The following is a 26,468-nucleotide window of genomic DNA, read 5'->3' on the forward strand; positions in this document are numbered from 1 at the left end:
ATTTTGCCGTGGCTTACTGCCCGTGCCTAACCTGCAATTATAACTATTGAATGATCTTCCGACGCGCTCTGCAACGTGAAATGGCCTCTTCGGCCGGCGCCACCTTCACGGTGCTCTTCACCGTACTCGTCACCTGGACCCTGATCTCGGTCCTCGGCAAGGCCGCCGGGGGCAAGGTCGCGTCCAGCGACGTGCTCGCGCTGATCGGGTTCGCGGTGCTAAATTATCTGCCAACCATCCTCATCCTCACCACCTTTATTTCGGTGCTGGCCGCGGTCACGCGCAGCTACCGCGATTCCGAGATGGTCGTGTGGTTCGCCTCCGGCATGTCGCTGGCGCGCTGGATCCGACCGGTGCTGACCTTCGGCCTGCCGATGGTGGTGCTGGTAGGGGCCCTGTCGATGGTGGTGACGCCCTGGGCCAAGCTGAAAAGCGCCGAATTCGTCGAGCGCTTCCAGAAGCGCGAAGACCTCAAGCGCGTGGCCCCCGGCCAGTTCCGCGAATCGAGTTCGTCCGACCGCGTGTTCTTCGTGGAGCGGAGCGCCGAAGGCGCGACCGTGGTCCAGAACGTGTTCGTCAACAGCGTGGACGGCAACGGCCACGCCATCGTAGTGGCCAAGGAAGGCGTGATCGAATCGGACGGCAAGGGCGGCCAGTACCTGGTGCTGTCCAACGGCCGCCGCTACCAGGGCGTGCCGGGCGAGGCCGATTTCCAGTCGATGGAGTTCGAGCGCTACAGCATGCGCGTGGCGACCCAGGTGCCGGTGCTGGGCGCCGACGTTCCGGTCAGCGCCATGACCACGCCGCAGTTGCTGGCCGCGCCCAACCAGTTCACCTTGTCCGAGCTGCTGGGGCGCATCTCGCAACCGATCGTCTGCCTGATCCTGATGCTGCTGGCGATCCCGCTCGGCTTCGTCAATCCGCGCGCGGGCAGCTCCGCCAACCTGATCCTGGCGCTGCTGATCTTCTTCACCTATAACAACCTGGTCAAGCTGATCGAAGCCTCGGTCAAGAAAGGCCGGCTCGAGTTCGCGGTGGCCTGGTGGCCGCTGCACCTGGCGGCGGCGCTGGCGGTGCTGGCGCTGTTCGCCTGGCGCCTGAACGTGAACCACCGCTACCATCCGCTGGTCCTGATCAACGCGTGGAAGCGCCGCCTCCACTTCAAGGGCGCGGCCGCACCGGTGCCGAAGGCGGAGGCCGAATGAAAATCCTGCAGCGCTACTTCGCGGTCAACATCGCCCAGGCGGTCGTCTTCGTCCTGGTGGCCTTCCTGGCCCTGATCGCCTTCATGGACCTGACCAGCATCCTGCCTTCGGTGGGCAAGAACGACTACGGCATCCAGCACGCCTTCCTCTACGTGCTGCTGCTTGTGCCCGGCCACGTGTACGAAGTGATGCCGGTGGCCGCGCTGATCGGCACCATCTACACGATGGCGCAGTTCGCATCGAGCTCGGAATTCACCATCATGCGGGCTTCGTCGATGTCGACCACCCAGGCCGCCATGATGCTCTTCAAGATCGGCATCGTGTTCGTGGCGATCACCTTCGTGTTCGGCGAACTGATCACCCCGCGCACCGCGCCGCTCGCCGAGCGCCTGCGCCTGTCGGCCAAGGGCGGCTCGATCTCGGGCGAATTCCGTTCCGGCGTGTGGACCAAGGACAGCGTGCACGAAGGGGGCGTCAAGGGCAAGGTGATCGGCACCCGCTTCTTCAACGTGCGCCAGATCCGCCCCAATGGCCAGCTCGAGGACCTGCGTCTCTACGAATTCGACAACAACATGCGGATGCGCTCCGTGATCACGGCGCAGAAGGGCAGCTACGGCGGCGACAACACCTGGAACCTGACCGGCGTGACCCAGACCGATTTCTCCAACAGCCGCGAGCTGCCGGCGCCCGGCGCGCCGGTGCCGGACGGGCAGAGCGTGAACTCGACCTACGGCCAGGAGACCGCCGCCGTCGCCACCCGCAAGCTGGACTCCTTCACCCTGGTGTCCGAGATCACGCCCAAGATCCTGACCGTGTCGAGCGCGGACCCGGAGCGCATGTCGGCCAGCGAGCTGGCGGTGTACACCCGCCACCTGGCCGAGAACCGCCAGGAAACCGACCGCTTCAAGGTCGCGTTCTGGAAGAAGCTGATCGACCCACTCTCGATCTTCGTGCTGATGGCCCTGGCCCTGCCGTTCGCCTACCTGCACACCCGCAGCGGCGGGGTGAGCCTGAAGATCTTCATCGGCATCATGATCGGCGTGAGTTTCATCCTGATCAACGCACTGTTCGCGCATTTGGGCGTGCTCACCACCTGGCCGGCCTTCATCACCGCGGCCGCGCCCAGCCTGCTGTTCCTGCTGCTGGCTCTGGGCGCCCTGTACTGGGTGGAGCGGCACTGATGGGCGCACACGCACCCCGCGGCCTGGTCCTGTTCGCCCACGGCGCGCGCGCCGCCGCCTGGGCCGCGCCCTTCGAGCGCCTGCGCGACCAGGCAAAGGCCAGGCTGCCGGACGCCGAGGTGGCGCTGGCTTTCCTGGAACTCATGAATCCCAGGCTGCCGGAGGCGGTCGCCGACATGGTGGACCGCGGCATCACCGAGGTCACCGTGGTGCCGGTATTCCTGGGGCAGGGCGGCCATCTGCTGCGCGACCTGCCGCAGCTCGCCGACGGCCTGCGCGCCGCCCATCCCCAGCTCAAGCTGCACATCGCCGGCGCCATCGGCGAGGACCCGGGGGTACAGAAGGCCATGGCCGACTACTGCCTGCAGGCTTTCGGCACGCCCTCTCGGTAAGCGCTTTGGCAAGCTTGGCGGTTCGGCAAGAGCTGCTAATTTGCTGACAACTTCGGTGAAAAACTAGCTATCTTCTGTTGGGTTTGCGCCATATTGCCGCACGGAATTCACATTCCTGCTTCCAATAAAAGTTGGCCTGAGGCATCATCGGTTCACCACATGACCGCGCACCCTGCCGGTATTTCCAGGAACCGATCCCCACAATGAGCATCGACACCGATTACGCCCCGGTCGGCATCATCGACGACCGCGACACGCTGTTCACGACCTTGCGCAACGGCGACGTTGCCGCGAACCTGACCGCCATCGATACCGGTCCGCTGACCGGCGGCCGCTGGGTTATCGACGCCCAGTCGCATCCGGGCCTGTTTTCGGTCACCTACAATCCGGCCACCGACACCTCGGCGCGCCTGGTGGTCAACAATGCGGCGGCCCTGCCGGAGGCGGGCCTGTGGGCGACGGTGACCATGCATTACTACGACCGTTACCAGCTCGACGGCAACGGCAATCCGATGTCCGGCCTCGGCATCCAGGAAACCCTGGTGTACACGGTCGAGCAGGGCGCCACGCGCGACCTGGCCCAGTTCGGCAGCGAGCTGAGCCTGGGCAGCGCCGGCGCGCAGGCCAATCCGACCGTGGCCACCCTGGCCGACGGCGGCTTCGTGACCGTCTGGCAAGTGCCGGGAACGCTGGCCTCTGGACTGATGGCGCAAGTGCGCGACGCGGCCGGCAACGCCCGCGGCAACGCCTTCGCGCTGACCAGCGGCGCCGACTACGCCTTCGAGGGCGAGCCGGCCGTCGCCGGCCTGGCGGATGGCCGCTTCGTGACCGCCTACACCGTCCTCAGCGGCGGCACGGCGCGTGTGGCCTACCGCGTGGCGGACGCCGCCGGCAACCTGGGCCCGCAGGTCTATGCGGACTTGGGTGCGGGCGCCGATACGGCCATGCCGGACGTGGCGGCGATGCCAGGCGGCGGCTTCGCGATCGCCTGGCGCGCCGGCGGCGAGGTGCACGTCCGCCAGGCGGACGCCGCGGGCGTCCTCGGCGCCGAGCAGATCTACAACAGCCTGGGCAGCGCCTACAGCCCGAGCATCGCGGCCAGCGGCGGCAGCTACGTGGTCAGCTGGGGCGAGATCGGTTCCGGCGCCGTGATGGCGGCCGTCAGCGGCGGCGCGCCGGTCATGGTCAACGGCGACGGACTGGCGGCCAGCATCAGCACCGGCGCGCCCCTGCCCAGCGTGGCGACGCTGAAGGACGGCAGCTTCGTGGTCGCCTGGAGCAGCTATTCCAATTCGGCCTTCGGCTTTGGCCTGAGCGACATCTTCTTCCAGCGCTTCGACGCCGCCGGCAACCGGGTCGGCGACATCGTCCAGGCCAATGTCGAGAGCGGCGGCATGCGCGACGAAGCCTCGGTGACGGCCCTGAGCGACGGCAGCTTCGTCGTGGCATGGCAAGCCTCGTCCGGCGACTTCGACGGCAACGGCGTCTATGGCCGCCGTTTCGGCGCCGACGGCAGCGCCTACGACATGCGCGAATTCGCCATCAACGAACTGCGCCTGGGCGACCAGGCCAATGCCGCGCTGACGGCGCTGGCCGACGGCGGCTTCGCCGCGGCCTGGATCGACACCCAGTCGAACGGCGCGGTCACGGTCGAAGCACGCGTGCTGGCCGCGGCCGGCGCGCCGGTCTCGGCTACGCCGGCCGGCTGGACCGCTCCGAGCGGCACGGCCAGCTCGGAAGGCATGGGCAGCTCGGTGGCGACCTATGGCAGCGACGGCGCCAACCTGATCCAGGCGATCGGCAACCAGCGCATCGACGCGATGGGCGGCCTGGACACGATCAGCTTCAACGGCATCAAGGGCGCTTTCTCGATCCAGCGCGGCGCGTTGGAGACCAAGGTCGTGGACAGCAGCGGCGCCACGGCCACGCTGGTCAACGCGGAACGCCTGGCCTTTGCCGATTCGACGGTGGCGCTCGACATCGAGGGCAATGCCGGCAAGGCCTACCGCCTGTACCAGGCGGCCTTCGACCGCACGCCGGACAAGGGCGGCCTGGGCTACTGGATCAATGCGCTGGACAGCGGCAAGAGCCTGGCCCAGATCGCCGGCGGCTTCACCGGCAGCAAGGAATTCGCGGACCTGTACGGCAGCAGCACCAGCAACGCGGAGTTCATCTCCCTGCTGTACGACAACGTGCTGCACCGCGCGCCCGATGCGGATGGCCTGAACTTCTGGATCAATGCGATGATCGTGCACCAGGCCCCGCGCGAGGAGATCCTGGCGCAGTTCAGCGAAAGCGCGGAGAACCAGGTGCAGGTGATCGGCGCGATCCAGAACGGGATCGAGTTCGTGCCGTATCTGTAAGAAGGGGAAGGCGGCAGCATCTACCGCCTGGAAGAAAGGGGTGGGGCGGGTTTGCGCCTCGCCCTATTTTTTTTGGTGCTCGCGCATGGCCAGCGCTTCGCCCATCATCACGAGCACCGGGCCGTGTCCGGGCTCGAGCCCGTGCGCCAGGTCGCTCAGGGTCAAACGCTGGATGCGCTCGTCGCTGCGGCTGCAGTTTTCCACCACCACCACCGGCAGGGTCGGCCTGCGGCCTTCGGCCAGCAGGCGCTCGGCCGTCGCCGCGGCTTCGCGTCCGCCCATGTACTGGACCAGGGTATCGGTTTCCGGGAGGGCCGGATGGTCGGGCTGGTCGGGGGCGGTGCTGGAGGTGAAGAAGGCGACGCTGCGCGCCACGCCGCGCTTGGTGAGCGGCTGCAGGGTGCTGGCCGCGGCAGCGACGGCGGTGGTGATGCCGGGGACGACTTCGACCTCAATGCCCTCGGCTTCGAGCGCGCGCAGCTCTTCGTCGGCGCGCCCGAACAGCATCGGGTCGCCGCCTTTGAGGCGCACGACCAGGGAGTATTTCTTCGCGCACTCCACCAGCTGCTGGTTGATCAGGGTTTGCGCGGTGGAGCGCTGGCCGGAACGCTTGCCCACCGAGATCTTCTCGGCCCGGGCGCACAGTTCAAGCATCTCGGGGGTGACGAGGGCGTCGTAGAGGACGACGTCGGCCTGCGCCAGCAGGCGCGCGCCGCGCACGGTGATCAGGTCAGCCGCGCCTGGGCCTGCTCCCACAAGATAGACTTTGCCCAGCGCCCCCATGCATGCCCTTTCGCTTATTGATCCAGACGGATCATACCCGCCGCGACGGTCTGGTGGGTGACTTCGTCGATCAGGATGAAGGCGCCGGTCGCGCGGATGTCGGCGTAGGCGTCGGCCGCCAGCGGCTGCTGGACGCTCAGCCTGATGCGCGCGATGTCGTTCAGCTTCAGGCCTTCAGCATCGTGACGCTGCTGGGTATTCACATCCAGGATGCTGTCGACGCCGCTCACCTTGGCCGCGGTCTGGCGGGTGCCGTGCTTGAGCCAGTACTTGCGGCGCAGGTCCAGCGGCTCGTCGGACATCCAGCACACGTCGGCTTCCACCTGCTTGAGCAGGGTCGCCGGCTGTTCGGCGCTGGACAGCACGTCGCCGCGCGAGACGTCCACGTACTCGTTCAGCACCAGGGTGATCGACTGGCCGGCCACGGCCGATTGCAGCGAACCGTCGAAGGTGACGATGTCCTTGACCGTAGCGGCGTGGCCCGAGGGCTGTACCACCAGCTTGTCGCCCACCGAGACCTTGCCCGACTCGATACGGCCCATGTAGCCGCGGAAGTCGTTGGCTTCGTGGCCGTTGTGGCGCGCCACCAGCTGCACCGGGAAGCGGAAGGGCGCCGTGTGCGATTCGTCGTAGACCGACAGCGATTCCAGCAGCTCGATCAGGGTCGGGCCTTCGTACCAGGGCATCTTGCTTGATCCGTCGACCACGTTGTCGCCGGCCAGGGCCGACAGCGGAATCGCGGTGACGTCCTTCAGGCCCAGCGATTGCGCGAACTCGCCGTAGGCGGCGACGATGCGCTCGTAGACGCTGCGGTCGTAGTTCACCAGGTCCATCTTGTTGACGGCGACGATCACGTGCTCGATCTGCAGCAGCTTGGCGATGGTCGAGTGGCGCTTGGTCTGGGTCAGGAGCTGCACGCTGCCGTCGTCACCGAGCTTCACCTTCGACACGTCGACCAGGATGATCACAGCGTCGGCGGTCGAGGCGCCGGTCACCATGTTGCGGGTGTACTGCTCGTGGCCCGGGGTGTCGGCGATGATGAACTTGCGCTTCGGGGTCGCGAAGTAGCGGTAGGCCACGTCGATCGTGATGCCTTGCTCGCGCTCGGCTTCCAGGCCGTCGGTCAGCAGCGACAGGTCGATGGTGTCGCCCACGGTGCGCTTGTGCTTGGCGCGCGAGACGGCGGCCAGCTGGTCGGCGAAGATGCCCTTGCTGTCGAACAGCAGGCGGCCGATCAGGGTGCTCTTGCCGTCGTCGACGGAGCCGGCGGTAATAAAGCGGAGCAAGCCGCGCTGGTTGAGGTTGTCAGTCATTGCGTTCATCAGAAGTAGCCCGCTTTCTTGCGTTTTTCCATCGAAGCTTCGGAGGTCTGGTCGTCCATCCGGGTCGCGCCGCGCTCGGTCACTTCGGTGACCGCGGTCTCGGCGATGATGCCTTCCACCGTGTCGGCGGTCGAGGCGACCGGGCAGGTGCAGGAGATGTCGCCCACGGTGCGGAAGCGCACGGTGCGGGTTTCCACCGTCTCGCCTTCGCGCGCCGGGGTCAGCGGGGTCAGCGGCACCAGCAGGCCGTTGCGCGGGATCACTTCGCGCTGGTGCGCGAAGTAGATCGGCGGCAGGGCCAGTTTTTCGCGGGCGATGTACTGCCACACGTCCAGTTCGGTCCAGTTCGAGATCGGGAACACGCGCATGTTCTCGCCCGGGTGGACGCGGGTGTTATACAGGTCCCACAGTTCGGGACGCTGGGCCTTCGGGTCCCACTGGCCGAATTCGTCGCGGAAGGAGAAGATGCGCTCCTTCGCGCGGGCCTTCTCTTCGTCGCGGCGGGCGCCGCCGATGCAGGCGTCGAAGCCGTGTTCGGCGATGGTTTCCAGCAGGGTCACGGCCTGGGCCGCGTTGCGCGAGTCCGTGGCCGGGTTACGCAGGCGCACGGTGCCGCGCTTGATCGAGTCCTCGACCGAGCCGACGATCAGGCGCTCGCCCAGTTCCGCGGCGCGCGCGTCGCGGAAGGCGATCACTTCGTCGAAGTTGTGGCCGGTGTCGATGTGCACCAGCGGGAAGGGGAATTTGCCGGGGCGGAAGGCTTTCTCGGCCAGGCGCAGCAGCACCACCGAGTCCTTGCCGCCCGAGAAGAGCAGGGCAGGGTTGCTGCATTCGGCCGCCACTTCGCGCAGGATGTGGATCGCTTCCGATTCCAGGGCGTCCAGGTGGCGTGCGTTCACGTCGCTCAGCAGGGCGGGTTGTTCCAATACGGTCGTCATGTTCTGCCTGTCTTGTCGTTGTGGCTCAAGCTGCCACGGATTTGATACGAATGAGTTTGCCGTCGACCACGTGCAGGCCGCATTCCTTCGACTCGGGGTTTTCCCACCACCAGCGGCCGGCGCGTACATCCTCGCCCGGCTGGATCGCGCGGGTGCAGGGTTCGCAGCCGATCGACGGGTAGCCGCGGTCGTGCAGGGCGTTATACGGCACCTCGTTGGCCCGGAGGTACTCCCAGACGTTGTCTTCCGACCAGTCGGCCAGCGGGTTGAACTTCTGCATGCCGTGCGCGGCGTCGTCTTCCTGCACCGCCAGTTCGGCGCGGGTGCTGGACTGGGCGCGGCGCTGGCCGGTGATCCAGGCCTGCTTGCCGCTGAGCGCGCGGCCGAGCGGCTCGACCTTGCGCACCCGGCAGCATTCCTTGCGCATCTCGACGCTGTCGTAGAAGGCGTTCAGGCCGTTCTGCGCCACATAGGCCTCGACGGCTTCCGGCTGCGGGCGGAACAGGGCGATCTCGTAGCCATAGGTATCGCGCACCTTGTCCACCATCGCCAGGGTTTCCGCGTGCAGGCGGCCGGTCTCGAGCGAGAAGATCCCGATCGGCAGCTTCGCCTTCAGGATCAGGTCGGTGAGGACCATGTCCTCGGCCGCCAGGCTGGAGGCGAACACGGCGGGCGAGAAATCGCGCGCAATACGTTCCAGGATCGCGCGGGTTTCTTCCACGCGATGATGCAGGTCGCTCATGGAATGCTCCTAGATGCCGGCGCCGAGGTCGCTGTGCTCCGGCTGCAGGCCGCGCGCGGCGCGGCGGAACAGCGGAACCGGCTGGTCGACCGATGCCTGGTAGGTTTCCGAGAATACCGACAGTCCCTTGAGCGCGTCGTGGATGCTGCGGTCCTGGCGGGTCGCGTAGGCGTCGAAGCCGCAGCGGTACATCTGGAACAGCTGGTCGCGCAGCACGTCGCCAATGGCGCGCAGCTCGCCGGTGTAGCCCAGGCGCTTGCGCAAATTGAAGGCGATCGAGTAGCCGCGGCCGTCGCTGAATTTCGGGAAGTCGACCGCGACCACCTTGAAGCGGTGCAGGTCGTCCTTGATGTCGGCGGCCAGCTGGTCCGGCGCGAACCAGACGCCGAGGTCCTGGCGGTCGCTCAGCACATTGCGCTGGGCCTGCCACACGGCGAGCGGCACGATGACCTTGCCGGCCGGGACCTCGACGGTTTCCGCCGTTTGTCCCTCGTCGAGCCGCAGCACGCCCCAATCGTCGGCAACGACTTCGCGGCCCTTGATGATTTGTGGATGCAGATTAAGCATATTCGTCTTCCCCAACCAGTTGACCGCCCTTGATGGGGGTTGCATACACGTGTTCTTTGAATGGCGTTACGCCGATGCGGCCCACGGTGTCGATGAAGCGCTCGCCTTCGACGCGGTCGCGCACATAGACTTCGAGCAGACGGCCGACCACTTCCGGCATCTGGGTGGCGGTGAACGACGGGCCGATGATCTTGCCGATCGACGATTCGTTGCCCTGGGCGCCGCCGATCGACACCTGGTACCACTCGCTGCCGTCCTTGTCGACGCCCAGCACGCCGATGTTGCCGACGTGGTGGTGGCCGCAGGCGTTGATGCAGCCCGAGATGTTCAGTTCGATGTCGCCGATGTCGTGCTGGAAGTCGAGGTTGTCGAAGCGCTCCGCGATGGCGGCCGCGATCGGGATCGACTTGGCGTTCGCCAGCGAGCAGTAGTCGCCGCCCGGGCAGGCGATGATGTCGGTCAGCAGGCCGATGTTCGGCGTCGCCAGGCCCTTGGCCTTGATCTGCTGCCAGATTTCGAACAGCTTGCTCTGCTCGACGTCGGCCAGCACCAGGTTCTGCTCGTGGGTCACGCGCACCTGGCCGAAGCTGTAGCGGTCGGCGAGCTCGGCCACGAAGTCCATCTGCTCGGCGGTCGCGTCGCCCGGCGGCACGCCGGTCTTCTTGAGCGACAGCACCACGCTGGCGTAGCCCGGCACCTTGTGCGGCTTGACGTTGCGGTTGACCCAGTTGGCGAAGGCGCGGTTGTCCGCATGGGCAGTCAGCACGTCGCTGTCTTCCAGCTGCGCATAGGCGTGCGGCTGGAACCACTTGGCGACGCGGTCGAATTCTTCCCGGGTCAGGGTTTCCGGACCATCCTTCAGGTCGGCCCATTCGGCTTCGACCAGGCGGGTGAATTCCTCGACGCCCAGGGCCTTCAGCAGGATCTTGATGCGGGCCTTGTACTTGTTGTCGCGGCGGCCGAACTGGTTATACACGCGCATCACGGCTTCGGTATAGGTCAGGATGTGCTGCCACGGCAGGAATTCGCGGATCACGCTGCCCAGGATGGGCGTGCGGCCCAGGCCGCCGCCGGCCATGTACTTGAAGCCGACTTCGCCCGCCTCGTTGCGCACCATGGTCAGGCCGATGTCGTGCACGGCGATGGCGGCGCGGTCTTCGAGCGAGCCATTGATGGCGATCTTGAACTTGCGCGGCAGGGCCAGGAACTCGGGGTGGAAGGTGCTCCACTGGCGCAGGATCTCGGCGAAGGGACGCGGATCGATCAGCTCGTCGGCGGCCACGCCGGCGAATTCGTCGGTCGTGATGTTGCGGATGCAATTGCCCGAGGTCTGGATGGCGTGCATTTCCACCGAAGCCAGGTCGCTCAGGATCTCCGGGGTCTGCTCCAGCTCGATCCAGTTGAACTGGATGTTCTGGCGGGTGGTGAAGTGGCCGTAGCCGCGGTCGTACTTGCGCGCGATGTGCGCGAACATGCGCACTTGCTTGGACGACAACAGGCCGTAGGGCACGGCGATACGCAGCATGTAGGCATGGCGCTGCATGTACAGGCCGTTCTGCAAGCGCAGCGGCAGGAATTCTTCTTCGGTCAGCTCACCGCTGAGGCGGCGCGCAACCTGGTCGCGGTATTGCGCAATCCGTTCGCGCACGATGAGGTGGTCGTATTGGTCGTAGCGGTACATGGTCTCGTCCAGTGAGCGGGTAAGGTCCCACTCGTTAAAGTATTTCCAATAATAAGGACTAGGCTCTATATTCCAAACTACGGAGAATTTATTTGCTTATATGCGTAACTTGAATAAGCATCTTAAAATGGCGTCTACTGCCAAACCAACAACCCAGCCTGCATGAATCTTCATCAATTGCGCTTCGTCCGCGAGGCCGTACGCCAGAATTACAACCTGACCGACGCGGCCAAGGCCCTGTTCACCTCCCAGCCGGGGGTATCGAAAGCCATCATCGAGCTCGAGGAAGAACTCGGGGTCGACATCTTCACCCGCCACGGCAAGCGCATCCGCGGCCTGACCGAGCCGGGCCGGCTGGTGCTGCAGTCGGTCGAGCTGATCATGCAGGAGATCGACAGCCTCAAGCGCATCGGCAAGGAATACGCCGCCCACGACAGCGGCAGCTTCACCATCGCCACCACCCACACCCAGGCGCGCTACATGCTGCCCAAGGTGGTGCAGTCCTTCATGCAGAAATACCCGAAGGTGCGCCTGTCGCTGCTGCAGGGCAACCCGCGCCAGATCGCCGACATGATCAAGAACGACCAGGCCGACCTGGCCATCGCCACCGAGTCGATCACGGCGGTCGAGGGCCTGATCACCTTGCCGGCTTACCAATGGGAACACGTGGTGGTGGCCCCGCCGGACCACCCGCTGTTCAAGTCGCGCGCCGTGTCCCTGGAGGAAATCGCCAGCTACCCGGTGATCACCTACGACGCCGCCTTCGCGGGCCGCAGCAAGATCGATCATGCGTTTTCGCTGCGCAACCTGAAGCCGGACGTCTTGCTGGAGGCGATCGACGCGGACGTGATCAAGACCTATGTGGAGCTGGGCATGGGCGTCGGCATCATCGCCAGCATCGCCTTCGACCCCGAGCGCGACCGCAACCTGCGCGCCTTGCCGGTCGGGCACCTGTTCGGCATGAACACCTCGCGCGTGGCGATCAAGCAGGGCGCCTACCTGCGCAGCTATATCTATACCTTCATCGAACTGCTGGCCCCTACGCTCAACCGCAAGATGGTCGAGTCGGCGATGCGCGGCGGCGAAAACTACGAACTGTAATAACTAGAATTGAGATACAAGGAAACACCATGAACAAGGATGCGGTTGCCGCTTACTACGCCCGCAACGCGGAGCGTTATCACTCGCTGGTCGAACACTCGGAAGAGCGCTCGGAAGACTTGCTGGAGGCGGGGGAGCAGCTCGCCACGCTGCTGTCCGGTCACCGGGTGCTGGAGCTGGCCTGCGGCACGGGCGTCTGGACCGAGATGATCGCGCAGGGCGCGGCCTCGGTCGTCGCCACCGATGTCAACGAGGAAATGCTGGCCGTGGCGCGCGAGCTGGGCGAGGGCCTGGACAACGTCAGCTGGCGCCAGGCGGACGTGTTCGACCTGCCTGCCGGCCTGGAGGGCGAGGGCGGCAAATTCACCGCCGTCTTCATGGCCGGCCTGTGGTCGCATTTCGACCGCGACGAGCAGGACGCCTTCCTGGCCCAGCTCAAGAAGCGCCTCGGCAAGGATGTACTGCTGGTGCTGGTCGATGACGAATACATCGAAGGCGAGAGCGGCACCATCGCGCGCACCGACGCCCAGGGCACGACTTACCAGATCTTCGAAGACGAGGACGGCAGTCGCCACGAGCTGGCCAAGAGCTATCCGACCGACAGCGCGCTGCGCAAGCGCCTCGGCAATGTCGGCAAGGAGATCAAGCTGGCGCGCTGGGAGTTCTACTGGGTGCTGACCTGCCGGCTCAAGTGAGCATCGCGGGCGCGCCATTGCGCCACGCGCCGCCGACTCGCGGCGCGTACTCGCGTACCACAGCCATCCTCGCGTCCTGCGTGGCCGATGTGTAAGCGAAAGTAGATGGCATTGCAGCAAATTGCAGAAACACTACAATTGCTGATTGGTTCATCTTTCCGCCTTGCCGTGCCTGTTCGCATTCGTCTGACGTTTTTCCTGTTCGTGCTCGCCCTCTGGCTGGGCTCGATAAATCCTGCCCGCGCGCTGGATCCTTCGGTGCGCCTGGGCGCCTATCACCACGATATCTGGTCCGGCGAACAGGGCGCCCCGCGCGAGATCGACGCCATGGCCCAGACCAGCGACGGCTGGATCTGGCTCGGCACCACCTCGGGCCTGTACCGCTTCGACGGCGTGCGCTTCGAGGCCTTCCAGCCGCAGGGCGGCGAACAGTTGCTGGGCAAGGGCATCACCGCGCTGGCGGCCCGCCCCAACGGCGAGCTGTGGATCGGCTATACCTTCGGCGGCTTGAGCGTCTTGCGTGACGGCCGCCTGCAGCACGTCGCACCGGTCGCGGGCGATCCGGTCGGCGCTACCTTCAGCATCGCCTTCGAGCGCGACGGCAGCGCCTGGGTGGCCTCGACCACCGGCCTGTTGCACTATCGCGCAGGCAAGTGGACGCGCATGGGAAGCGCCCAGAACTATCCGCTGCCGCGCGCCGAATACGTCTACCGCGACCATTACGACCGCCTGTGGGCCTCCGACGGCAAGCAGCTCCACCTGCTGGACCGCGCCAGCGGGCGCTTCACGCCGGTGCTCGATGTGGCGCCCGGGCCTTTGCTGCTGGGCTCGCCGGATGGCCGGGTCTGGGTCGCCGACGGCAACCGGGTCCGGCTCCTGCCCGAGCCGGCCGGCGGCTGGCGTCCCGCGCCCCGTTCCGGCCTGGCCGGCAGCAGCTTCCAGACCCTGTTCGACCGCGATGGAAATTTTTGGAAGGGTAATTGCCCGGTTGGCCTGTGCCGCTCCGTACCCCTGAGCTGGCAAGTCCACGGCGCGGAATTTCCGGCGGGCGGCGGCGACGAGCGCCTGGACCAGCTCTGGCAGATGAGCAGCCTGAACGTCCATTCGATGATGGAAGACCGGGAAGGCAATATCTGGGTCGGCACCGTGGCCGGGCTGGAGCGCTTCCGGCATAACAAGCTGATCCGCCTGGCCTTCCCCTCGGACGCCGGCCGCCTGGGCCTGGCGCATGACGGCGGCGGCGCGGTCTGGGGCGTGACCCACTCGATCGGCGACGTCGCCAGCCTGTGGCGCCTGGACCATGGCGCCATGCGCCAGGTGGCGACCGACCAGAAGACCTACGTGGTCGCGGCCGCCGGCGACGGCAGCGTGCTGGTCGGCGGCAACCGCCGGATCGAGCGGCGGCGCGGCGACCGGGTGCTGGCCAGCTATCCGCTGCCGCCCCTGCAGCCGGGCGACAATCCGCGCAACTTCGTGCTGCTGCTCGCGCAGGACCGCGACAGCATCTGGGTCGGAATCGGCGGGCGCGGCCTGTACCGCTGGCACGCGGGCCAGTGGCTGCCGCCGTCGGCCCATCCGCAGCTCAAGGGCGTGCTGTACGCCACCGCCGACGCCGCGGGCAAGACCTGGTTCGGACTGCGCAACGACCGTGTGCTGGTACGCGAGGGCGAGCGATGGCGCGCATACGGCCCGCAGGAAGGCATCGCGGTCGGCGGCGTGCGCTTCATCGACGCCAGCCGCGAGCTGCTGCTGAGCGGCGACAACGGCATGGCGGTGCTGCAGGACGGACGCTTCCGGCCGGTCGTGCCGGAGCAGCCCGACATGCTGTCGAACGTGTCGGGAATGGCGGTGACTGCCGACGGCACGCGCTGGTTCAACACCAGCCGCGGCCTGCTGCGGGTGCGCGCCGAGGATTGGCGCGCCTCCATGCGCGACCCCGCGCTGCCGCTGCGCGCGGCCCTGTGGAACGATGTCGACGGCTATCCGGGCAGCGCCGAAACCCTGGTGCGCACGCCCTCCGCCTTCGTGGCGCCGGACGGCAAGGTGTGGGTGGCGGGCACCGACGGCGCGGCCTGGTTCGATCCGGCCCGGCTGCGCAGCAATACGCTGGCGCCGCCGGTGGCGATCCAGGCCATCCACGCGGGCGGCCGGCGCTACCGGCCGCACGAGGTCGCGGCCTTCGCGCCGGGCACCGAGCAGCTGCAGATCGACTACACGGCCTTGAGTTACACCACGCCCGAGCGGATCGCCTTCCGCTACCGCCTGGTCGGCCTCGACCACGGCTGGCAGGATGTCGGCACGCGCCGCGTAGCCTATTACACCAACCTTGGGCCGGGCACTTACCGTTTCGAAGTCGCCGCCGTCAACGAGGACGGCGTGGCGAGCGCCGTGGCGGCCTCGCCGCCCTTCGAGATCCGCCCGCGCTTCGTGCAGACGCCCTGGTTCGCGGCCCTGTGCGTGGTGCTCGGGGCTGGGATCGTGTTCCTGCTGTACCGCCTGCGCCTGGCGCAGGTAAAGCGCCAGTTCCAGGCGCGGATGGAAGAGCGGCTGGGCGAGCGCGAGCGCATCGCGCGCACCCTGCACGACACCTTCCTGCAAAGCCTGCAGGGGCTGATCCTGCGCCTGCAGGTGCTGGCCCAGCGCCTGGAGCCGGGCAGCGAGGCGCGTGCGCAGCTCGACCGCGCGCTCGACCTGGCCGACCGGGTGGTGGCCGAGGGACGCGACCAGGTCATGGACTTGCGCGACGCCGGCGGCGCGCCCACGCTGGCGCAGGCGCTGGTCGAGGCGGCCGACCAGCTGAAGGAGGGCAGCGGCGCTCGCGTGGCCGTGCGCACCGAGGGGAGCTGCGTGCAGCTGGCCCCCGAGGTGCACGACGAGGTGGTCCACGTCGCCCGCGAAGCCATCGCCAATGCCATGCGCCATGCGCGCGCGGGACTGATCGAGATCGACCTGACCTGCACGGACGGCCAGACCGTGCTGGCCGTGCGCGACGACGGCATCGGGCTCGACCCGGCCATCCAGATGCACGGGCGCCCCGGCCACTGGGGACTGACCGGCATGCGCGAGCGCGCCGCCAGGATCGGCGCCGTGCTGGTGATCCGCAACCGTCCGGCACGCGGCACGGAAGTGATGCTGACTTTGCAAGGCGCGCCCCTTGCTGCGGCGCGCACGGCGGCCAGGGAGGCGGATAGCGTGGTCTGATTGATCATACCTGTGGCCGATCGGCCACTTTCGAAGCGAATCTTGCGCGCACTCCGGCGCGTTCGTGCCCATAATAGCGGCACGAAGGCGCCAGCCCGCCGCTTCCAGTCCGCTACCGATGCTCGCTACCCAGCAGATCTTCCTCATCGCCTCGCTGCTTTGCTTCCTGACCTTCCTCGCGCTGTTGTCCGTGACCTCGGACGGCGTGCGCGGGATGCGCGCCATGCTGCTCGCTTCCGTGCTCGGCATGGTGGGCAACATGCTGTACGCCTTCGGGCGCGAGCTGCCGCCGGTGGTCGCGTATGAAGGCGCGAACGTCGCCTATGCGGCCGCCAGCGCCGCGCTGATGGCGGGTTACCGCCAGCTGGCCGGGCGTGACGCCGGCAAGCCGGTCCTGGCCGCGCTGGTCATCGCGCTCGGCATCCTGGTGGCATTCTTTCATTATCAGATCGACTCCTTCGCGGGGCGCAGCGCCGTGGTCTCGCTGTTCCAGATCTGCGCCTGCGTGGAAATCGCCCGCACCGTGCTGTCGACGCGCGGCGCCTGGCCGCGGCGCTGGTATGCGCAGGGCTTCGTGCTGGGGATGTGCGCGCTGGTGGCGCTCGGCCACGCGGGGCGCATCGCCTGGGTCGGCGCGGCCGGCCATGCGCCGGCCTCGCTGCTGCAGCCGAGCGACACCGGCGTCCTGTTCCTGGTCGGCGCTTCGCTGGCGCTGCCGGCCCTGGCGCTGGGCGGCCTGTTGATGGCCTACCGCGAAATCGTCGCGCGCGCCGAATTCGCGGCGCGGCACGACGACCTGACCGGCGCCTGGTCGCGCAAGGCCTTCACCGACATGGCCGCGCGCGAGCGTTCGCGCGCCGTCCGCAGCGGCAAGCCGCTGGGCCTGATGCTGGTCGACCTGGACAACTTCAAGACGATCAACGACGCGAGCGGCCACGCCACCGGCGACGCGGCGCTGCGCCTGGTGGCCGACAGCGTGCGCAAGGTGCTGCGCGGCGGCGACGTGCTGGCGCGCCTGGGCGGCGACGAATTCGCGCTGCTGCTGCCGGACACGGACCTGAACGCGGCGACCGCGGTGGCCGAGAAGCTGCGCAGGGCCGTGGAGAGCGCCGTGGCGCGGCCCGAGTGCGCGAAGATGAAGACGCTCACCCTGAGCATCGGCGTGACCGTGATCGCACGCGGCGAGGCGCTCGAGGCCGCGCTGGCGCGCGCCGACGAGACCATGTACGAGGCCAAGGAAGCGGGGCGCAACCGTGTCGTGGCGCGCGCGCCGGAACCCTATCTGGCGCTGGTGAAGCGGGCGGGGTAGGATCGAACGGCGAACTGAACTGAATTGAATCGTTAGCCCCAAAACCGTCGCACCCGCGTTTGAATCGTTAGCTCCAAAACCGTCGTTCCCGCGAAGGCGGGAACCTAAGTTTTACGCACACCACTATCGCGAATGGAGCGGATGTGCACGCAAACTTGGGTTCCCGCCTGCGCGGGAACGACGGCCTCCAGGCTAACGGTGATGATCTGATCTACCGCATCGCAAGGGTCTTAGAACGTGTGACGCAGACCCAGGCTGAACACCGACGGATCGGCGCCCAGTGCGGTGCTCGGCGGAGCGACCGAGGTCGACGACGAGTTGATGCCGAACACGCCGCGGCCGTTGTTGCGCAGCTGGGCGTAGGTCGTGTAGATGTTGGTGCGCTTCGACAGCGCGTAGGTGTAGGCCAGCGACACGGTTTTGCCCTTGGCGCCGGTCTCCAGCTTCTGCTGCTGGAAGTTCAGGAAGAACTTGCTCGGGCCCATGGCGTAGGACGCGCCCAGGTTGGCGTTCTTGTATTCGTTGTTGGCGCCTTCCGGATCGGCGACCAGGTAGTTACCCTTGATCTCGACAGGACCGAAGGCGTAGCCCGCGCCGGCCGCCCATTCCTTGTCGTCGCCGCTCGCCAGGCGCTCGAACACATGATAGCCGCCGCCCAGGTACAGGCCGCCGGTCTTGTATTCCACCGACACGCCCATCAGGTCGCCCGACGGGTCGACGCTCTTTTCGCCGGTCGAGTAGGCGGCGTTGACGACGAAGCCGGACAGCGCGTTGCTCTTGTAGTTGACCGAGTTGGCCAGGCGGCGGGTCAGGCGGTTGCTGCCGAAGGCCGACAGGTTACTGCCGAACATGCCCTGGCCCAGGATGTCGGTCGCGGCGGCGACGGCGGCGATCGGGCTGTATTCGCGGCCCACGGTCACGGTGCCGAAGTTGCCTTGCAGGCCGACCACGGCGCGGCGGCCGAACAGGGTCGAATCGGCGGCCCCGGTATCCAGCGCCACGCCGGCTTCGATGTTGAACAGTGCCTTGAGGCCGTTGCCCAGATCTTCGGTGCCGCGGAAGCCGAGGCGGCTGCTCGACTGGTTGCCCGAGTTGATCACGGTGCGGCGGTCTTCGCCCGGTGCGTCGGTGTCCTCGATCGCGATGGCCGCGTCCATCACGCCATAGACTTGGACGTTGCTCTGGGCGTGGGCGAACAGCGGGAGGCAGGACAGGACTGCGGCGGCGAGGCATTGATACTTCATGAAGATCTCCAGTTGGTTTCACAAGATGTTGAGTGCGTGATGTCACTCAGATCGACCGGGATCTTATCGAGGCAATGTGTCGCGTTGATGACAATCAAACCATGTTGCTGTCAGGCCAAGCCGCGTTCAGACGAGGTGCTTGGCGACGGGGAGCGCGATGTCGATGCGGGTGCCGGGCGCATCGCCGCCGTCTGCTGCGCTGCTGATCGAGATTTCTCCACCCATGTTCCAGACCCGCTCGCGCATGCCGACCAGGCCCAGCGACTGGGCCTTGTCCATGTCTTCGGCGCGGATGCCGCGGCCGTCGTCGCGGATGCTCACCATCAGGTCGTGGTCGGTGCGGAACAGGTTGAGCACCACATTGGCGGCCTGCGCATGGCGCGCCACGTTGGTCAGCGCTTCCTGCACGATGCGGAAGATGGCGGTGCTGGCGGCATCGTCCAGGCGCAGCTCGGATTCGTCGGCCAGCAAGGTGCAGGCGATGCCGTGGCGCTCGACGAAGTCGTCGCGCAGGCCCTGCAGCGCGAAGTACAGGCCGCCCTCGTCGAGGGCGCGCGGGCGCAGGTTGGTGGCGATGCGGCGCAGCGAGGTGATGGCGGTCAGCAGGTTGGCTTCCATGCCCTGGATCAGGCGTGCGCTGGGGGCCGGCAGCGGATCGGTGCGCCCCAGCAGGGTCAGGTCCATGCGCAGCGAGGCGAGCAGCTGGCCGAGATCGTCGTGCAGCTCGCGCGCGATGTGGGTGCGTTCTTCCTCGCGGATGGTCTGCAGGGCGGACGAGAGCTGGCGCAGCTGGTCGTGCGAACGCGCCAGGGTCTGCTGCACCAGGTGGCGTTCGGAAACGTCGCGCAGGATTACGGTATAGATCTCGCGTCCGTCGTGCTGGACCGACGAGATCGAACCTTCGATCGGGAACAGGTGGCCGTTGGCGCGGATGCCGGTGACGGCGTAGTCGGTGGCGCGCCGGCCCGCGCGGCCGCTGCCGGCCGCGAAGTAGTCGAGCGGCGTGCGCGCGGCCGCGCTGGGCGGCTGGATGTAGCGGGCGAGCGGGGCGCCCTGCATGGCCGCCACGCTGGTGGCGAACATGGCGGCGGCGGCGGGGTTGGCCATCAGGACCGCGCTGTTTTCGTCGATCGAGAGGATGGCGTCGCTGGCGCTGTGCACGATGCGGCGGCCGTCCAGGTCGCGCACGGTCTTGCGCTTGTCACGAGCACTGAGGCGGGCGCGGCGCAGCGCGGCGGCCAGGTGGCCCGCGCAGTAGCCGCCGAGGAAGCCGGCCATCAGCATCGCCGGGCGCCTGGGGCGGCGGCGGTAGCGGCGCAGGGAGGTGATGCGGGGTGTTGCCATGCGAAGCCTGGGACGTGGGTGGGCTTCTACAGTACGCTGGAGTGGGGGGAGGGGTGTTGAGGGGGGCTAAATGGGGGGGGGCGGGGATGCGTTAGGGGTATGCGGTGAACTTGGGTCCCGGCCTGCGCCGGGACGACGGTCTTAAGGTGGCGGCACCAAGATACAGTACCTTCAAGCCCGCGCCCTTGGCACGTCGTCCCGGCGAAGGCCGGGATCCAAGTTTGCATGAACAGCGTTATCGCATCAGATCACATCTGCTTGAACAAATGCAGGAAGCTGCGGCTCACCTCCAGCTTCTCCGGCCGCCCCTTGATCTGAACCAGGTGCCGCCCGCGGATATCCCGCGTCACACCCTCGATCGCATTCACATTGACCAAGGTCGCGCGGTGAATCTGCCAGAACAGCGACGGATCCAGTTCATCCGCCAAATCGCGCACCGGCTTGCGGATCAGCGCCTCGAAGCTGGCCGTCTGCACGCAGGTGTACTTCTCGTCCGAGCGGAAGAACAGGATGTCCTCGACCGGGATCATGCGCAGGTCCTGGCCGATGCTGGCCTGGATCCACTGCAGGTGCTTGGGCTTGGGCGCCGCGATCTTTTCCGCCAGCTGCGACAGCATCGCCGTCACGCTCTGGTTGACGTTTTCCTCCGGGCGCTCCAGACGCTGCTTGAGGCGGTCGACCGTGATCTTCAGGCGCTCGGGCTCGGTCGGCTTGAGCACGTAGTCGATCGCGCCGCGCTCGAAGGCTTCCACCGCGTACTGGTCGTAGGCCGTGACGAACACGATCTGGCTGCGGTCGCCGATGTCGCGCGCCGCTTCCATACCGGTCTTGCCCGGCATGCGGATGTCCAGGAAGGTCAGGTCCGGCTTGAGCTGGTCCACCAGTTCCACCGCTTCCTCGCCGTTCTTCGCTTCGCCCAGGATATCCAGTTCCGGCCACACCTCGGACAGGCGCATGCGCAGCTGGTCGCGCATCAGTCTTTCGTCATCGGCAATGATTGCAGTAGGCATGATCTTCTCGTTGCTGGAAAGGGGTAACAATTATTCAACGAAACGGGGCGGCAGGCAAGTAGCCTTTTTCCGCCCTTATTTGGATAACTGATAGGGCACGGTGATGGTGGCGATCACGCCGCTCGGGCTGTTGGCGCCGATGTGCAGGCTGGCGGCGTCGCCGTGCAGCAGCTTCAGGCGTTCGCGGATGGTCTGCAGCCCCAGGCCTGTGCCGTCGCTCGGCACCACGCCGAAGCCCACGCCGTCGTCGGTGACGGTCACGCGCAGCTTGCTGTCGACCACATCGGCCACGATCTTGAGCGTGCCGCCTTCGGGCTTGCATTCCAGGCCGTGCTTGATCGCGTTCTCGACCATCGACTGCAGCATCATCGGCGGGAAGGCGGCGCTGCGCAGGCCTTCGGGAATTTGCAGGTCGACCGTGAGGCGTTCTTCCATGCGCATCTTGAGCAGGTTCAGGTAGGCCTTGACCATATCGACCTCGCGCCCCAGGCCGGTGACCACGGCGTTGTCGCGCATCTGCGGCAGCACGGCGCGCAGGTACTGGATCAGGCTGCGCTGCATGGCCGAGGCGCGCGGCGGGTCGACCGTGATCAGGTGCTCGACCGAGGCCAGGGTGTTGAACAGGAAGTGGGGCTCCACCTGGGCCTGCATCATCTGCATCTTGGTCTCGGACAGCTGGCGCTGCATCGCTTCGCGCTCGGCGGCGGCATTGGCCACCTGCAGCTCGGCGTCGGCGCGCTTCTTGCCGCCGACCAGGGCCTTGGTGCCGAACAGGGCCAGCACCAGCAGCAGCACGAAGTTCATGAACCAGGTCGAGGCCTGCTTGTGATAGCGCGACACCTTCTGCTCGGCCGCGTCTTCCACCGCCGCCTCGATGGCATTCGACAATTCCTCGCCGATCTGGGGCGGCAGCTCGATGTGGACCGAATCGCCGTTCGGGTGCACGCCCGGCTGGCTCGGGGTGGACGGCGTGGCCGGGGTGGACGGGGCAGACGGGGCGGCCGGCGCCTCGGGTGCGGCAGGCGGAACAGGCGGCTCGGGCGTGGCGCCCGGACGGTTCTTGCGCGGGTTGAAATGGATGCCGCTTTCGTCGATCAGGATGCTGGCGTCGCTGCGGCGCGCGGCGTCGCGCTCGGCGCGGGCGATCTCTTCCTCGGCCGGGCCGTTGAACAGCTCTTCCTGCAGGATGGCGCCGGCGGTCAGGGTCAGGATTGCGAACAGGAAGAATTTCCACCACGACAGTTGCGTCACCCAGGTCGCCACGGCGTCGAAGGCGCGGTAGAGCCAGGACAGGACGCTGGAAAAATACTGCTGGGTTGTGCTGCGTGCTTGCATGTCGTTGTCGTTTTCTCTCAGTGGTGCGCGAGTGTAACCTGCGCGCACCCGCGGAGCCGGGAAACAGGGGTGCGAGGATTTCCCGGCCAATCCGACTGTTGGGATGTTGCAACTTTACCCGTAGGCCGCCGCGCTTGCCAGTCCCCTGCGACAGTCTGCAGGAATCGGGGAACAGGCTGCCGCATTTGCCCATCGCCCTGTACCACTGAGCTAGCGCAAATTCTGTCGATTAGAAACATTGCAAGGTATGAGGATTCTCCGCCTGGCCACCAGCCATGCCGGCCGGGTCCTCAATCCGATAATGAAAGGGTTTGCCGATGCCTGCAGCTCCTGGAAAATACCGCCTCGTTACCCGCAGCGATTTCGACGGTTTGGTGTGCGCGGTGCTCCTCAGGCACCTCGATCTGATCGACGACATCCTGTTTGTCCACCCCAAGGACATGCAGGACGGCAAGATCGCCATCAGCGCGCACGACATCACGACCAACCTGCCTTACGTCCCGGCCGCTCACTTGTCCTTCGACCATCACATATCGGAAACTCTGCGCAATACCGGGCGGCGCGAGAACCACATCATCCACCCGGACGCGCCCTCGGCGGCGCGCGTGGTGTACGACCATTACGGCGGCGCCGCGACCTTCCCGGCGGCCTGGAACGACATGCTGGCGGCGGTCGACAAGGGCGACTCGGCGCGCTTCTCGCAGGCGGAAGTGCTGGATCCGATGGGCTGGAACCTGCTCAACTTCCTGATGGACGCGCGCACGGGGCTGGGGCGTTTCCACGAATTCCGGATTTCGAACTACCAGCTGATGATGGCGCTGATCGATCACTGCGCCACGCACACGATCCACGAGATCATGGCGCTGCCGGACGTGCAGGAGCGGACCGCGCTGTATTTCGAGCATCACGCGCTGTGCAAGGAACAGATCCGCCGCTGCGCGCGCGTGCACGGCAACCTGGTGGTGCTGGACCTGCGCGAGGAGCCGGTGATTTATGCGGGGAACCGGTTCATCATTTATGCGCTGTTCCCGCAGACGAATATCTCGATCCACGTGCTGTGGGGGCTGAAACAGCAGAATACGGTGTTCGCGACGGGGAAGTCGATTCTGAACCGGACGTCGCGGACCAATATCGGGGCGCTGATGCTGGAGTATGGCGGGGGCGGGCATGAGAATGCGGGGACGTGCCAGGTGTCGAATGACATGGCGGAGGACGTGCTGGAGGCCTTGGTGAATCGGATTACGAGTGAAGGGTGAGCAGTTATCGGCATCCAACTGCGTTAGCCTCAAAACCGTCATTCCCGCCACTGGCGGCAATAACTCCCGGCGAAGGCCGGGATCCAAGTTTGTTCGCAGGCCGGCTACGCTAACCGTTGGTGGTACGCGTAAAACTTAGGTTCCGGCCAAGGGGGACGCCGAGTCCCGGAACGACGGATTGAGGGACGTGGCCACAATGGCGTCGTTGCAACGCGGGCTACTGCGCCCGCTGCTCCTGCACCCCCTGCGCCAGCATCCTTTGCGCCGCGTCCGCCGCCAGCGGCTCGCTGAACCACGCCCCCTGCAGCTGATCGCACCCATGCAGGCGCAGGAACTCCACCTGCGCCTCGGTCTCCACCGCCTCGCCCACCACCGACATCTCCAGGTTGTGCCCGATATCGATCAGGGTCTTGGCCAGTGAAGGCCCGGTCCCGGCCCCGTCGCCGGCGATCCCGTGCACCGCCGCCTTCGACAGCTTCACCTGCCGCACCGACAGCTGCTGCAGGAAGGAGATATCCGAAATCCCGCGCCCGAATTCGTCCACCGACAGCACCACGCCCACCTCGCGCAGCTGGTTCGCCAGGTCGCGCCCGATGCCCGGGCTGCGGATCAGGTCGGCCTCGGGAATCTCGATCTCCAGGCTCCCCGGCGGCAGGCCATGCTGCTCCATGCGCGCCGCCAGGCCCGGAATGAAGCCGGGCCGGCTGTATTCGCGGTGCGAGACGTTGACCGCCACCGGCAGCCCCGTATAGCCGGCGTCGCGCAGCTGGCGCAGGAAGTTGCAGGCCTGGTCCAGCACCCAGTTGCCGATCTCGACGATCCGCCCGCTTTCCTCGGCCTCGGCCAGGAAGGCGGCCGGCAGCATCACGCCGTGCTCGGGATGGCGCCAGCGCAGCAGGGCCTCGAAGCCGCGCACCTTGCCGGTCTTGGCGTCCATGCGCGGCTGGAACAGCAGGAACAGCTCGTCGCGCGCCAGCACGTCGCGCATGCTGTCGGCCAGGGCGGCCCGCGCCTGGCTGGCCGTGCGCATCTCGGCGGAGTAGAAGTGCACGCCGCCGCCGTTGTTCTTGGCGCGGTACATCGCCATGTCGGCCGCCCGCACCAGTTCGGCCGGCGTGTGGCCGTCGCCGGGGAAGGCCGCCACGCCCAGGCTGGCCCCGACCGGGATCTCGTTGCCGCCGAAGGCGACCGGCATCACCAGCGCGCGCCGCACCCGCTCCACCATGCGCAGGGTGAAGCGCAGCGAGGGCTGGTCCACCAGCACCAGCACGAATTCGTCGCCCGACATGCGCGCCACCGTGTCGCTGTCGCGCACCGCCGACTGCAGGCGCCGCGCCACCACCTTCAGCACCACGTCGCCGGCCGCATGGCCGAAGGTGTCGTTGATGGTCTTGAAGTTGTCCAGGTCCACCAGCACCGCCGCCACCATGGTCTGGTGGCGCTGGGCCAGGTGCAGGGCTTGGCCCAGGCGGTCCCACATCAGGTTGCGGTTGGCCAGGCCGGTCAGGCCGTCGTGGTTGACCTCGTGCTCGAGGTGGGCGGTGCGCTGCTTGACCGCGGTGACGTCGTTGATGATGCCGATGAAATGGGTCACCTGGCCGTGCTCGTCGTGCACCGGCGTGATGCTCAGGTCGTTCCAGAACAGCTCGCCGCTCTTGCGCTGGTTGCGCAACACCACCTTGATGGGGCGCAGTTCGCGCAGCGCCAGGCGCACCTGGGCCCGTTCGTCCGGGTCCATGCCGGGCGCGGCCATGAAGCGCGAGTCGCGCCCGACCACCTCCTCGCTGCTGTAGCCGGTGATGCGCTCGAAGGCGGGATTGACGTATTCGATCGGGTGGTCGCCGTTGCGGCAGCCGGTGATCACGATGCCGTTGCTGGCCGCATGCAGGGCGCGCTCGTACAGGCGCATCTGGCGTTCCCGGTTGCGGCGCGCCGAGATGTCGATGCCCATGCCGAACAGGTAGGTGCCGCCGTTGCAGGAAATCGGCGCGCCGCCCAGCAGCATCGGCGTCTCGCGGCCGCTGCGCGAGACGTAGTCGGCCTCCATCGAGACCTCGGCGCCTTCCTTGAACACGCGCCGGATGTTGTCGAGCGCCTGCGGGCGGTCGCGGAAGTCGAACAGGTCGAGGGCGTGGGTGGCGGCGACTTCGTCCGGCATCATTTCGGACAGGCGCTCGAGGTTATGGTTCCACAGGACGAAGCGGCCGTCGCGGTTGATGACGTAGAAGATGCCGGGCAGCAGATCGACCACATGCGACAGCGGCGTGCGGCCGACCCGTTCGCTTTCGGATTCGTTGAGGCCGTGGGGGAAGGAAACGGTGACCACCCAGGCGCGCGGCGCGCCGTCGCCGTCGTGCTGGGCGACCAGGGTCAGGAGCGCTTCTTCCTCGCGCATGCCGGCCATGTGGAGCGAGACCAGGCCGCTGCCGGCTTCGGCCAGCTCGAGCCAGCCGGGTCCGCCGGCCAGCAGGCCGTCCAGCGCCTGGCCGACAGCCTGGGCCGTCGGGAGTCCGAACAGCGCCTCGCATGCGGGATTCCAGGTGGTGATCCGGCCCGTCTCGTCCGTCAGAAAGCTTAGCTTCTCGGATTCGTCCGTCGTAGGCATGTCCTACCTCGCACTGAGGGCTCGCTGAAGGTCAGCTTACACCGGTTTCGGCGCGCGTGGCGCGAACAACCGTAGCGATGCGCGGAAGATACGGAAAGATGCGGAAACGGGGAAAAGAGGGGCAGCCCCGCGCGCGCGCGCCGGGGGCAAGGGGGGGGGGCCGGCGTTATCGTATTGGAAGATAACCACCGCCC

At 66.9% G+C, this 26,468-nt stretch carries 20 protein-coding genes; 9 read left to right on the top strand and 11 right to left on the bottom strand.

From position 1 onward, the window contains the following. Positions 1-80 precede the first annotated feature (80 nt). The 4 genes from lptF to KBW95_RS18055 all read left to right on the top strand — a co-directional run bounded on the left by lptF (position 81) and on the right by KBW95_RS18055 (position 5,141). Positions 81-1,205, top strand: coding sequence for an LPS export ABC transporter permease LptF (gene lptF / locus KBW95_RS18040; RefSeq protein WP_229429854.1), 1,125 nt, complete (start codon positions 81-83; stop codon positions 1,203-1,205). Continuing rightward, positions 1,202-2,386, top strand: a complete 1,185-nt coding sequence (gene lptG, locus KBW95_RS18045) for an LPS export ABC transporter permease LptG (RefSeq protein ID WP_211526498.1) — start codon at positions 1,202-1,204, stop codon at positions 2,384-2,386. The genes lptF and lptG overlap by 4 nt, the downstream gene beginning before the upstream one ends. Continuing rightward, complete coding sequence (locus KBW95_RS18050) at positions 2,386-2,778, top strand: sirohydrochlorin chelatase (RefSeq protein ID WP_211526497.1); 393 nt, start codon at positions 2,386-2,388, stop codon at positions 2,776-2,778. The genes lptG and KBW95_RS18050 overlap by 1 nt, the downstream gene beginning before the upstream one ends. Before the next feature lie 203 nt (positions 2,779-2,981). Beyond that, positions 2,982-5,141, top strand: coding sequence for a DUF4214 domain-containing protein (locus KBW95_RS18055; RefSeq protein WP_211528948.1), 2,160 nt, complete (start codon positions 2,982-2,984; stop codon positions 5,139-5,141). Positions 5,142-5,204: 63 nt separating this feature from the next. Here the strand turns inward: KBW95_RS18055 and cobA are convergent, their stop codons facing one another. Genes cobA through KBW95_RS18085 form a run of 6 tightly spaced genes read right to left on the bottom strand, consistent with a single transcriptional unit; the run spans position 5,205 to position 11,174 of the window. Next, positions 5,205-5,924 (bottom strand): uroporphyrinogen-III C-methyltransferase, encoded by a 720-nt coding sequence (gene cobA, locus KBW95_RS18060; RefSeq protein ID WP_211528949.1) that lies wholly within the window; start codon positions 5,922-5,924, stop codon positions 5,205-5,207. Positions 5,925-5,938: 14 nt separating this feature from the next. Then, entirely contained in the window at positions 5,939-7,246 is a 1,308-nt protein-coding gene (locus tag KBW95_RS18065) for a sulfate adenylyltransferase subunit 1 (protein ID WP_211528950.1), read from the bottom strand. After that, positions 7,246-8,184: a sulfate adenylyltransferase subunit CysD gene (gene cysD / locus KBW95_RS18070; RefSeq protein WP_211528951.1), complete on the bottom strand. Its 939-nt coding sequence runs from the start codon at positions 8,182-8,184 to the stop codon at positions 7,246-7,248. Before cysD ends, KBW95_RS18065 begins: the two co-directional genes overlap by 1 nt. 25 nt (positions 8,185-8,209) lie before the next feature. Further along, positions 8,210-8,926: a phosphoadenylyl-sulfate reductase gene (locus KBW95_RS18075; RefSeq protein ID WP_211528952.1), complete on the bottom strand. Its 717-nt coding sequence runs from the start codon at positions 8,924-8,926 to the stop codon at positions 8,210-8,212. A 9-nt stretch (positions 8,927-8,935) separates the two neighbouring features. Continuing rightward, the gene (locus KBW95_RS18080; RefSeq protein WP_211526491.1) at positions 8,936-9,493 is read right to left on the bottom strand and encodes a DUF934 domain-containing protein; all 558 of its coding nucleotides are present in this window, start codon (positions 9,491-9,493) and stop codon (positions 8,936-8,938) included. Next, positions 9,486-11,174, bottom strand: a complete 1,689-nt coding sequence (locus KBW95_RS18085; protein ID WP_211528953.1) for a nitrite/sulfite reductase — start codon at positions 11,172-11,174, stop codon at positions 9,486-9,488. The genes KBW95_RS18080 and KBW95_RS18085 overlap by 8 nt, the downstream gene beginning before the upstream one ends. A 162-nt stretch (positions 11,175-11,336) precedes the next feature. Between KBW95_RS18085 and KBW95_RS18090 the strand changes: the two genes are divergently transcribed. The 4 genes from KBW95_RS18090 (at position 11,337) to KBW95_RS18105 (ending at position 17,480) form a co-directional block, all read left to right on the top strand. After that, positions 11,337-12,275, top strand: a complete 939-nt coding sequence (locus KBW95_RS18090) for a CysB family HTH-type transcriptional regulator (protein WP_211526489.1) — start codon at positions 11,337-11,339, stop codon at positions 12,273-12,275. A gap of 29 nt (positions 12,276-12,304) precedes the next feature. Further along, positions 12,305-12,970 carry a class I SAM-dependent methyltransferase gene (locus tag KBW95_RS18095; protein ID WP_211528954.1) on the top strand — a complete coding sequence of 222 codons (666 nt, stop codon included), beginning with the start codon at positions 12,305-12,307 and terminating at the stop codon, positions 12,968-12,970. A 168-nt stretch (positions 12,971-13,138) separates the two neighbouring features. Next, positions 13,139-16,171, top strand: a complete 3,033-nt coding sequence (locus tag KBW95_RS18100; protein ID WP_211528955.1) for a sensor histidine kinase — start codon at positions 13,139-13,141, stop codon at positions 16,169-16,171. A 118-nt stretch (positions 16,172-16,289) separates the two neighbouring features. Further along, positions 16,290-17,480 (top strand): diguanylate cyclase, encoded by a 1,191-nt coding sequence (locus KBW95_RS18105; protein ID WP_211526484.1) that lies wholly within the window; start codon positions 16,290-16,292, stop codon positions 17,478-17,480. A gap of 230 nt (positions 17,481-17,710) precedes the next feature. Here the strand turns inward: KBW95_RS18105 and KBW95_RS18110 are convergent, their stop codons facing one another. The 4 genes from KBW95_RS18110 to KBW95_RS18125 all read right to left on the bottom strand — a co-directional run bounded on the left by KBW95_RS18110 (position 17,711) and on the right by KBW95_RS18125 (position 22,413). Further along, positions 17,711-18,724: a porin gene (locus KBW95_RS18110; protein ID WP_211526483.1), complete on the bottom strand. Its 1,014-nt coding sequence runs from the start codon at positions 18,722-18,724 to the stop codon at positions 17,711-17,713. A gap of 126 nt (positions 18,725-18,850) precedes the next feature. Beyond that, complete coding sequence (locus KBW95_RS18115) at positions 18,851-20,068, bottom strand: sensor histidine kinase (protein ID WP_211528956.1); 1,218 nt, start codon at positions 20,066-20,068, stop codon at positions 18,851-18,853. Positions 20,069-20,316: 248 nt separating this feature from the next. After that, entirely contained in the window at positions 20,317-21,078 is a 762-nt protein-coding gene (locus tag KBW95_RS18120) for a LytTR family DNA-binding domain-containing protein (RefSeq protein ID WP_211526481.1), read from the bottom strand. Between the two features lie 75 nt (positions 21,079-21,153). Next, on the bottom strand, positions 21,154-22,413 hold the full coding sequence (locus tag KBW95_RS18125; protein WP_211526480.1) for a sensor histidine kinase: 1,260 nt from the start codon (positions 22,411-22,413) through the stop codon (positions 21,154-21,156). A gap of 317 nt (positions 22,414-22,730) precedes the next feature. On the opposite strand from KBW95_RS18125, the gene KBW95_RS18130 reads away from it, so the two are divergent. Next, the gene (locus KBW95_RS18130; protein WP_211526479.1) at positions 22,731-23,669 is read left to right on the top strand and encodes an exopolyphosphatase; all 939 of its coding nucleotides are present in this window, start codon (positions 22,731-22,733) and stop codon (positions 23,667-23,669) included. 217 nt (positions 23,670-23,886) lie between these two features. Here the strand turns inward: KBW95_RS18130 and KBW95_RS18135 are convergent, their stop codons facing one another. After that, on the bottom strand, positions 23,887-26,274 hold the full coding sequence (locus KBW95_RS18135) for an EAL domain-containing protein (protein WP_211528957.1): 2,388 nt from the start codon (positions 26,272-26,274) through the stop codon (positions 23,887-23,889). Positions 26,275-26,468 lie beyond the last annotated feature (194 nt).

It is taken from the genome of Massilia sp. ZL223, from assembly GCF_018119395.1.
Lineage (GTDB): Bacteria > Pseudomonadota > Gammaproteobacteria > Burkholderiales > Burkholderiaceae_D > Telluria.

What these genes read in the sequence shown, in the direction of transcription:
- KBW95_RS18125 (WP_211526480.1), bottom strand. Translation starts at nt 22,413, where the DNA reads ATGCAAGCACGCAGCACAACCCAGCAGTATTTTTCCAGCGTCCTGTCC.
- KBW95_RS18135 (WP_211528957.1), bottom strand. Translation starts at nt 26,274, where the DNA reads ATGCCTACGACGGACGAATCCGAGAAGCTAAGCTTTCTGACGGACGAG.
- cysD (WP_211528951.1), bottom strand. Translation starts at nt 8,184, where the DNA reads ATGACGACCGTATTGGAACAACCCGCCCTGCTGAGCGACGTGAACGCA.
- KBW95_RS18090 (WP_211526489.1), top strand. Translation starts at nt 11,337, where the DNA reads ATGAATCTTCATCAATTGCGCTTCGTCCGCGAGGCCGTACGCCAGAAT.
- KBW95_RS18105 (WP_211526484.1), top strand. Translation starts at nt 16,290, where the DNA reads ATGCTCGCTACCCAGCAGATCTTCCTCATCGCCTCGCTGCTTTGCTTC.
- KBW95_RS18110 (WP_211526483.1), bottom strand. Translation starts at nt 18,724, where the DNA reads ATGAAGTATCAATGCCTCGCCGCCGCAGTCCTGTCCTGCCTCCCGCTG.
- KBW95_RS18080 (WP_211526491.1), bottom strand. Translation starts at nt 9,493, where the DNA reads ATGCTTAATCTGCATCCACAAATCATCAAGGGCCGCGAAGTCGTTGCC.
- KBW95_RS18065 (WP_211528950.1), bottom strand. Translation starts at nt 7,246, where the DNA reads ATGAACGCAATGACTGACAACCTCAACCAGCGCGGCTTGCTCCGCTTT.
- KBW95_RS18050 (WP_211526497.1), top strand. Translation starts at nt 2,386, where the DNA reads ATGGGCGCACACGCACCCCGCGGCCTGGTCCTGTTCGCCCACGGCGCG.
- KBW95_RS18095 (WP_211528954.1), top strand. Translation starts at nt 12,305, where the DNA reads ATGAACAAGGATGCGGTTGCCGCTTACTACGCCCGCAACGCGGAGCGT.
- KBW95_RS18130 (WP_211526479.1), top strand. Translation starts at nt 22,731, where the DNA reads ATGCCTGCAGCTCCTGGAAAATACCGCCTCGTTACCCGCAGCGATTTC.
- cobA (WP_211528949.1), bottom strand. Translation starts at nt 5,924, where the DNA reads ATGGGGGCGCTGGGCAAAGTCTATCTTGTGGGAGCAGGCCCAGGCGCG.
- KBW95_RS18055 (WP_211528948.1), top strand. Translation starts at nt 2,982, where the DNA reads ATGAGCATCGACACCGATTACGCCCCGGTCGGCATCATCGACGACCGC.
- KBW95_RS18115 (WP_211528956.1), bottom strand. Translation starts at nt 20,068, where the DNA reads ATGGCAACACCCCGCATCACCTCCCTGCGCCGCTACCGCCGCCGCCCC.
- KBW95_RS18120 (WP_211526481.1), bottom strand. Translation starts at nt 21,078, where the DNA reads ATGCCTACTGCAATCATTGCCGATGACGAAAGACTGATGCGCGACCAG.
- lptG (WP_211526498.1), top strand. Translation starts at nt 1,202, where the DNA reads ATGAAAATCCTGCAGCGCTACTTCGCGGTCAACATCGCCCAGGCGGTC.
- KBW95_RS18085 (WP_211528953.1), bottom strand. Translation starts at nt 11,174, where the DNA reads ATGTACCGCTACGACCAATACGACCACCTCATCGTGCGCGAACGGATT.
- lptF (WP_229429854.1), top strand. Translation starts at nt 81, where the DNA reads ATGGCCTCTTCGGCCGGCGCCACCTTCACGGTGCTCTTCACCGTACTC.
- KBW95_RS18075 (WP_211528952.1), bottom strand. Translation starts at nt 8,926, where the DNA reads ATGAGCGACCTGCATCATCGCGTGGAAGAAACCCGCGCGATCCTGGAA.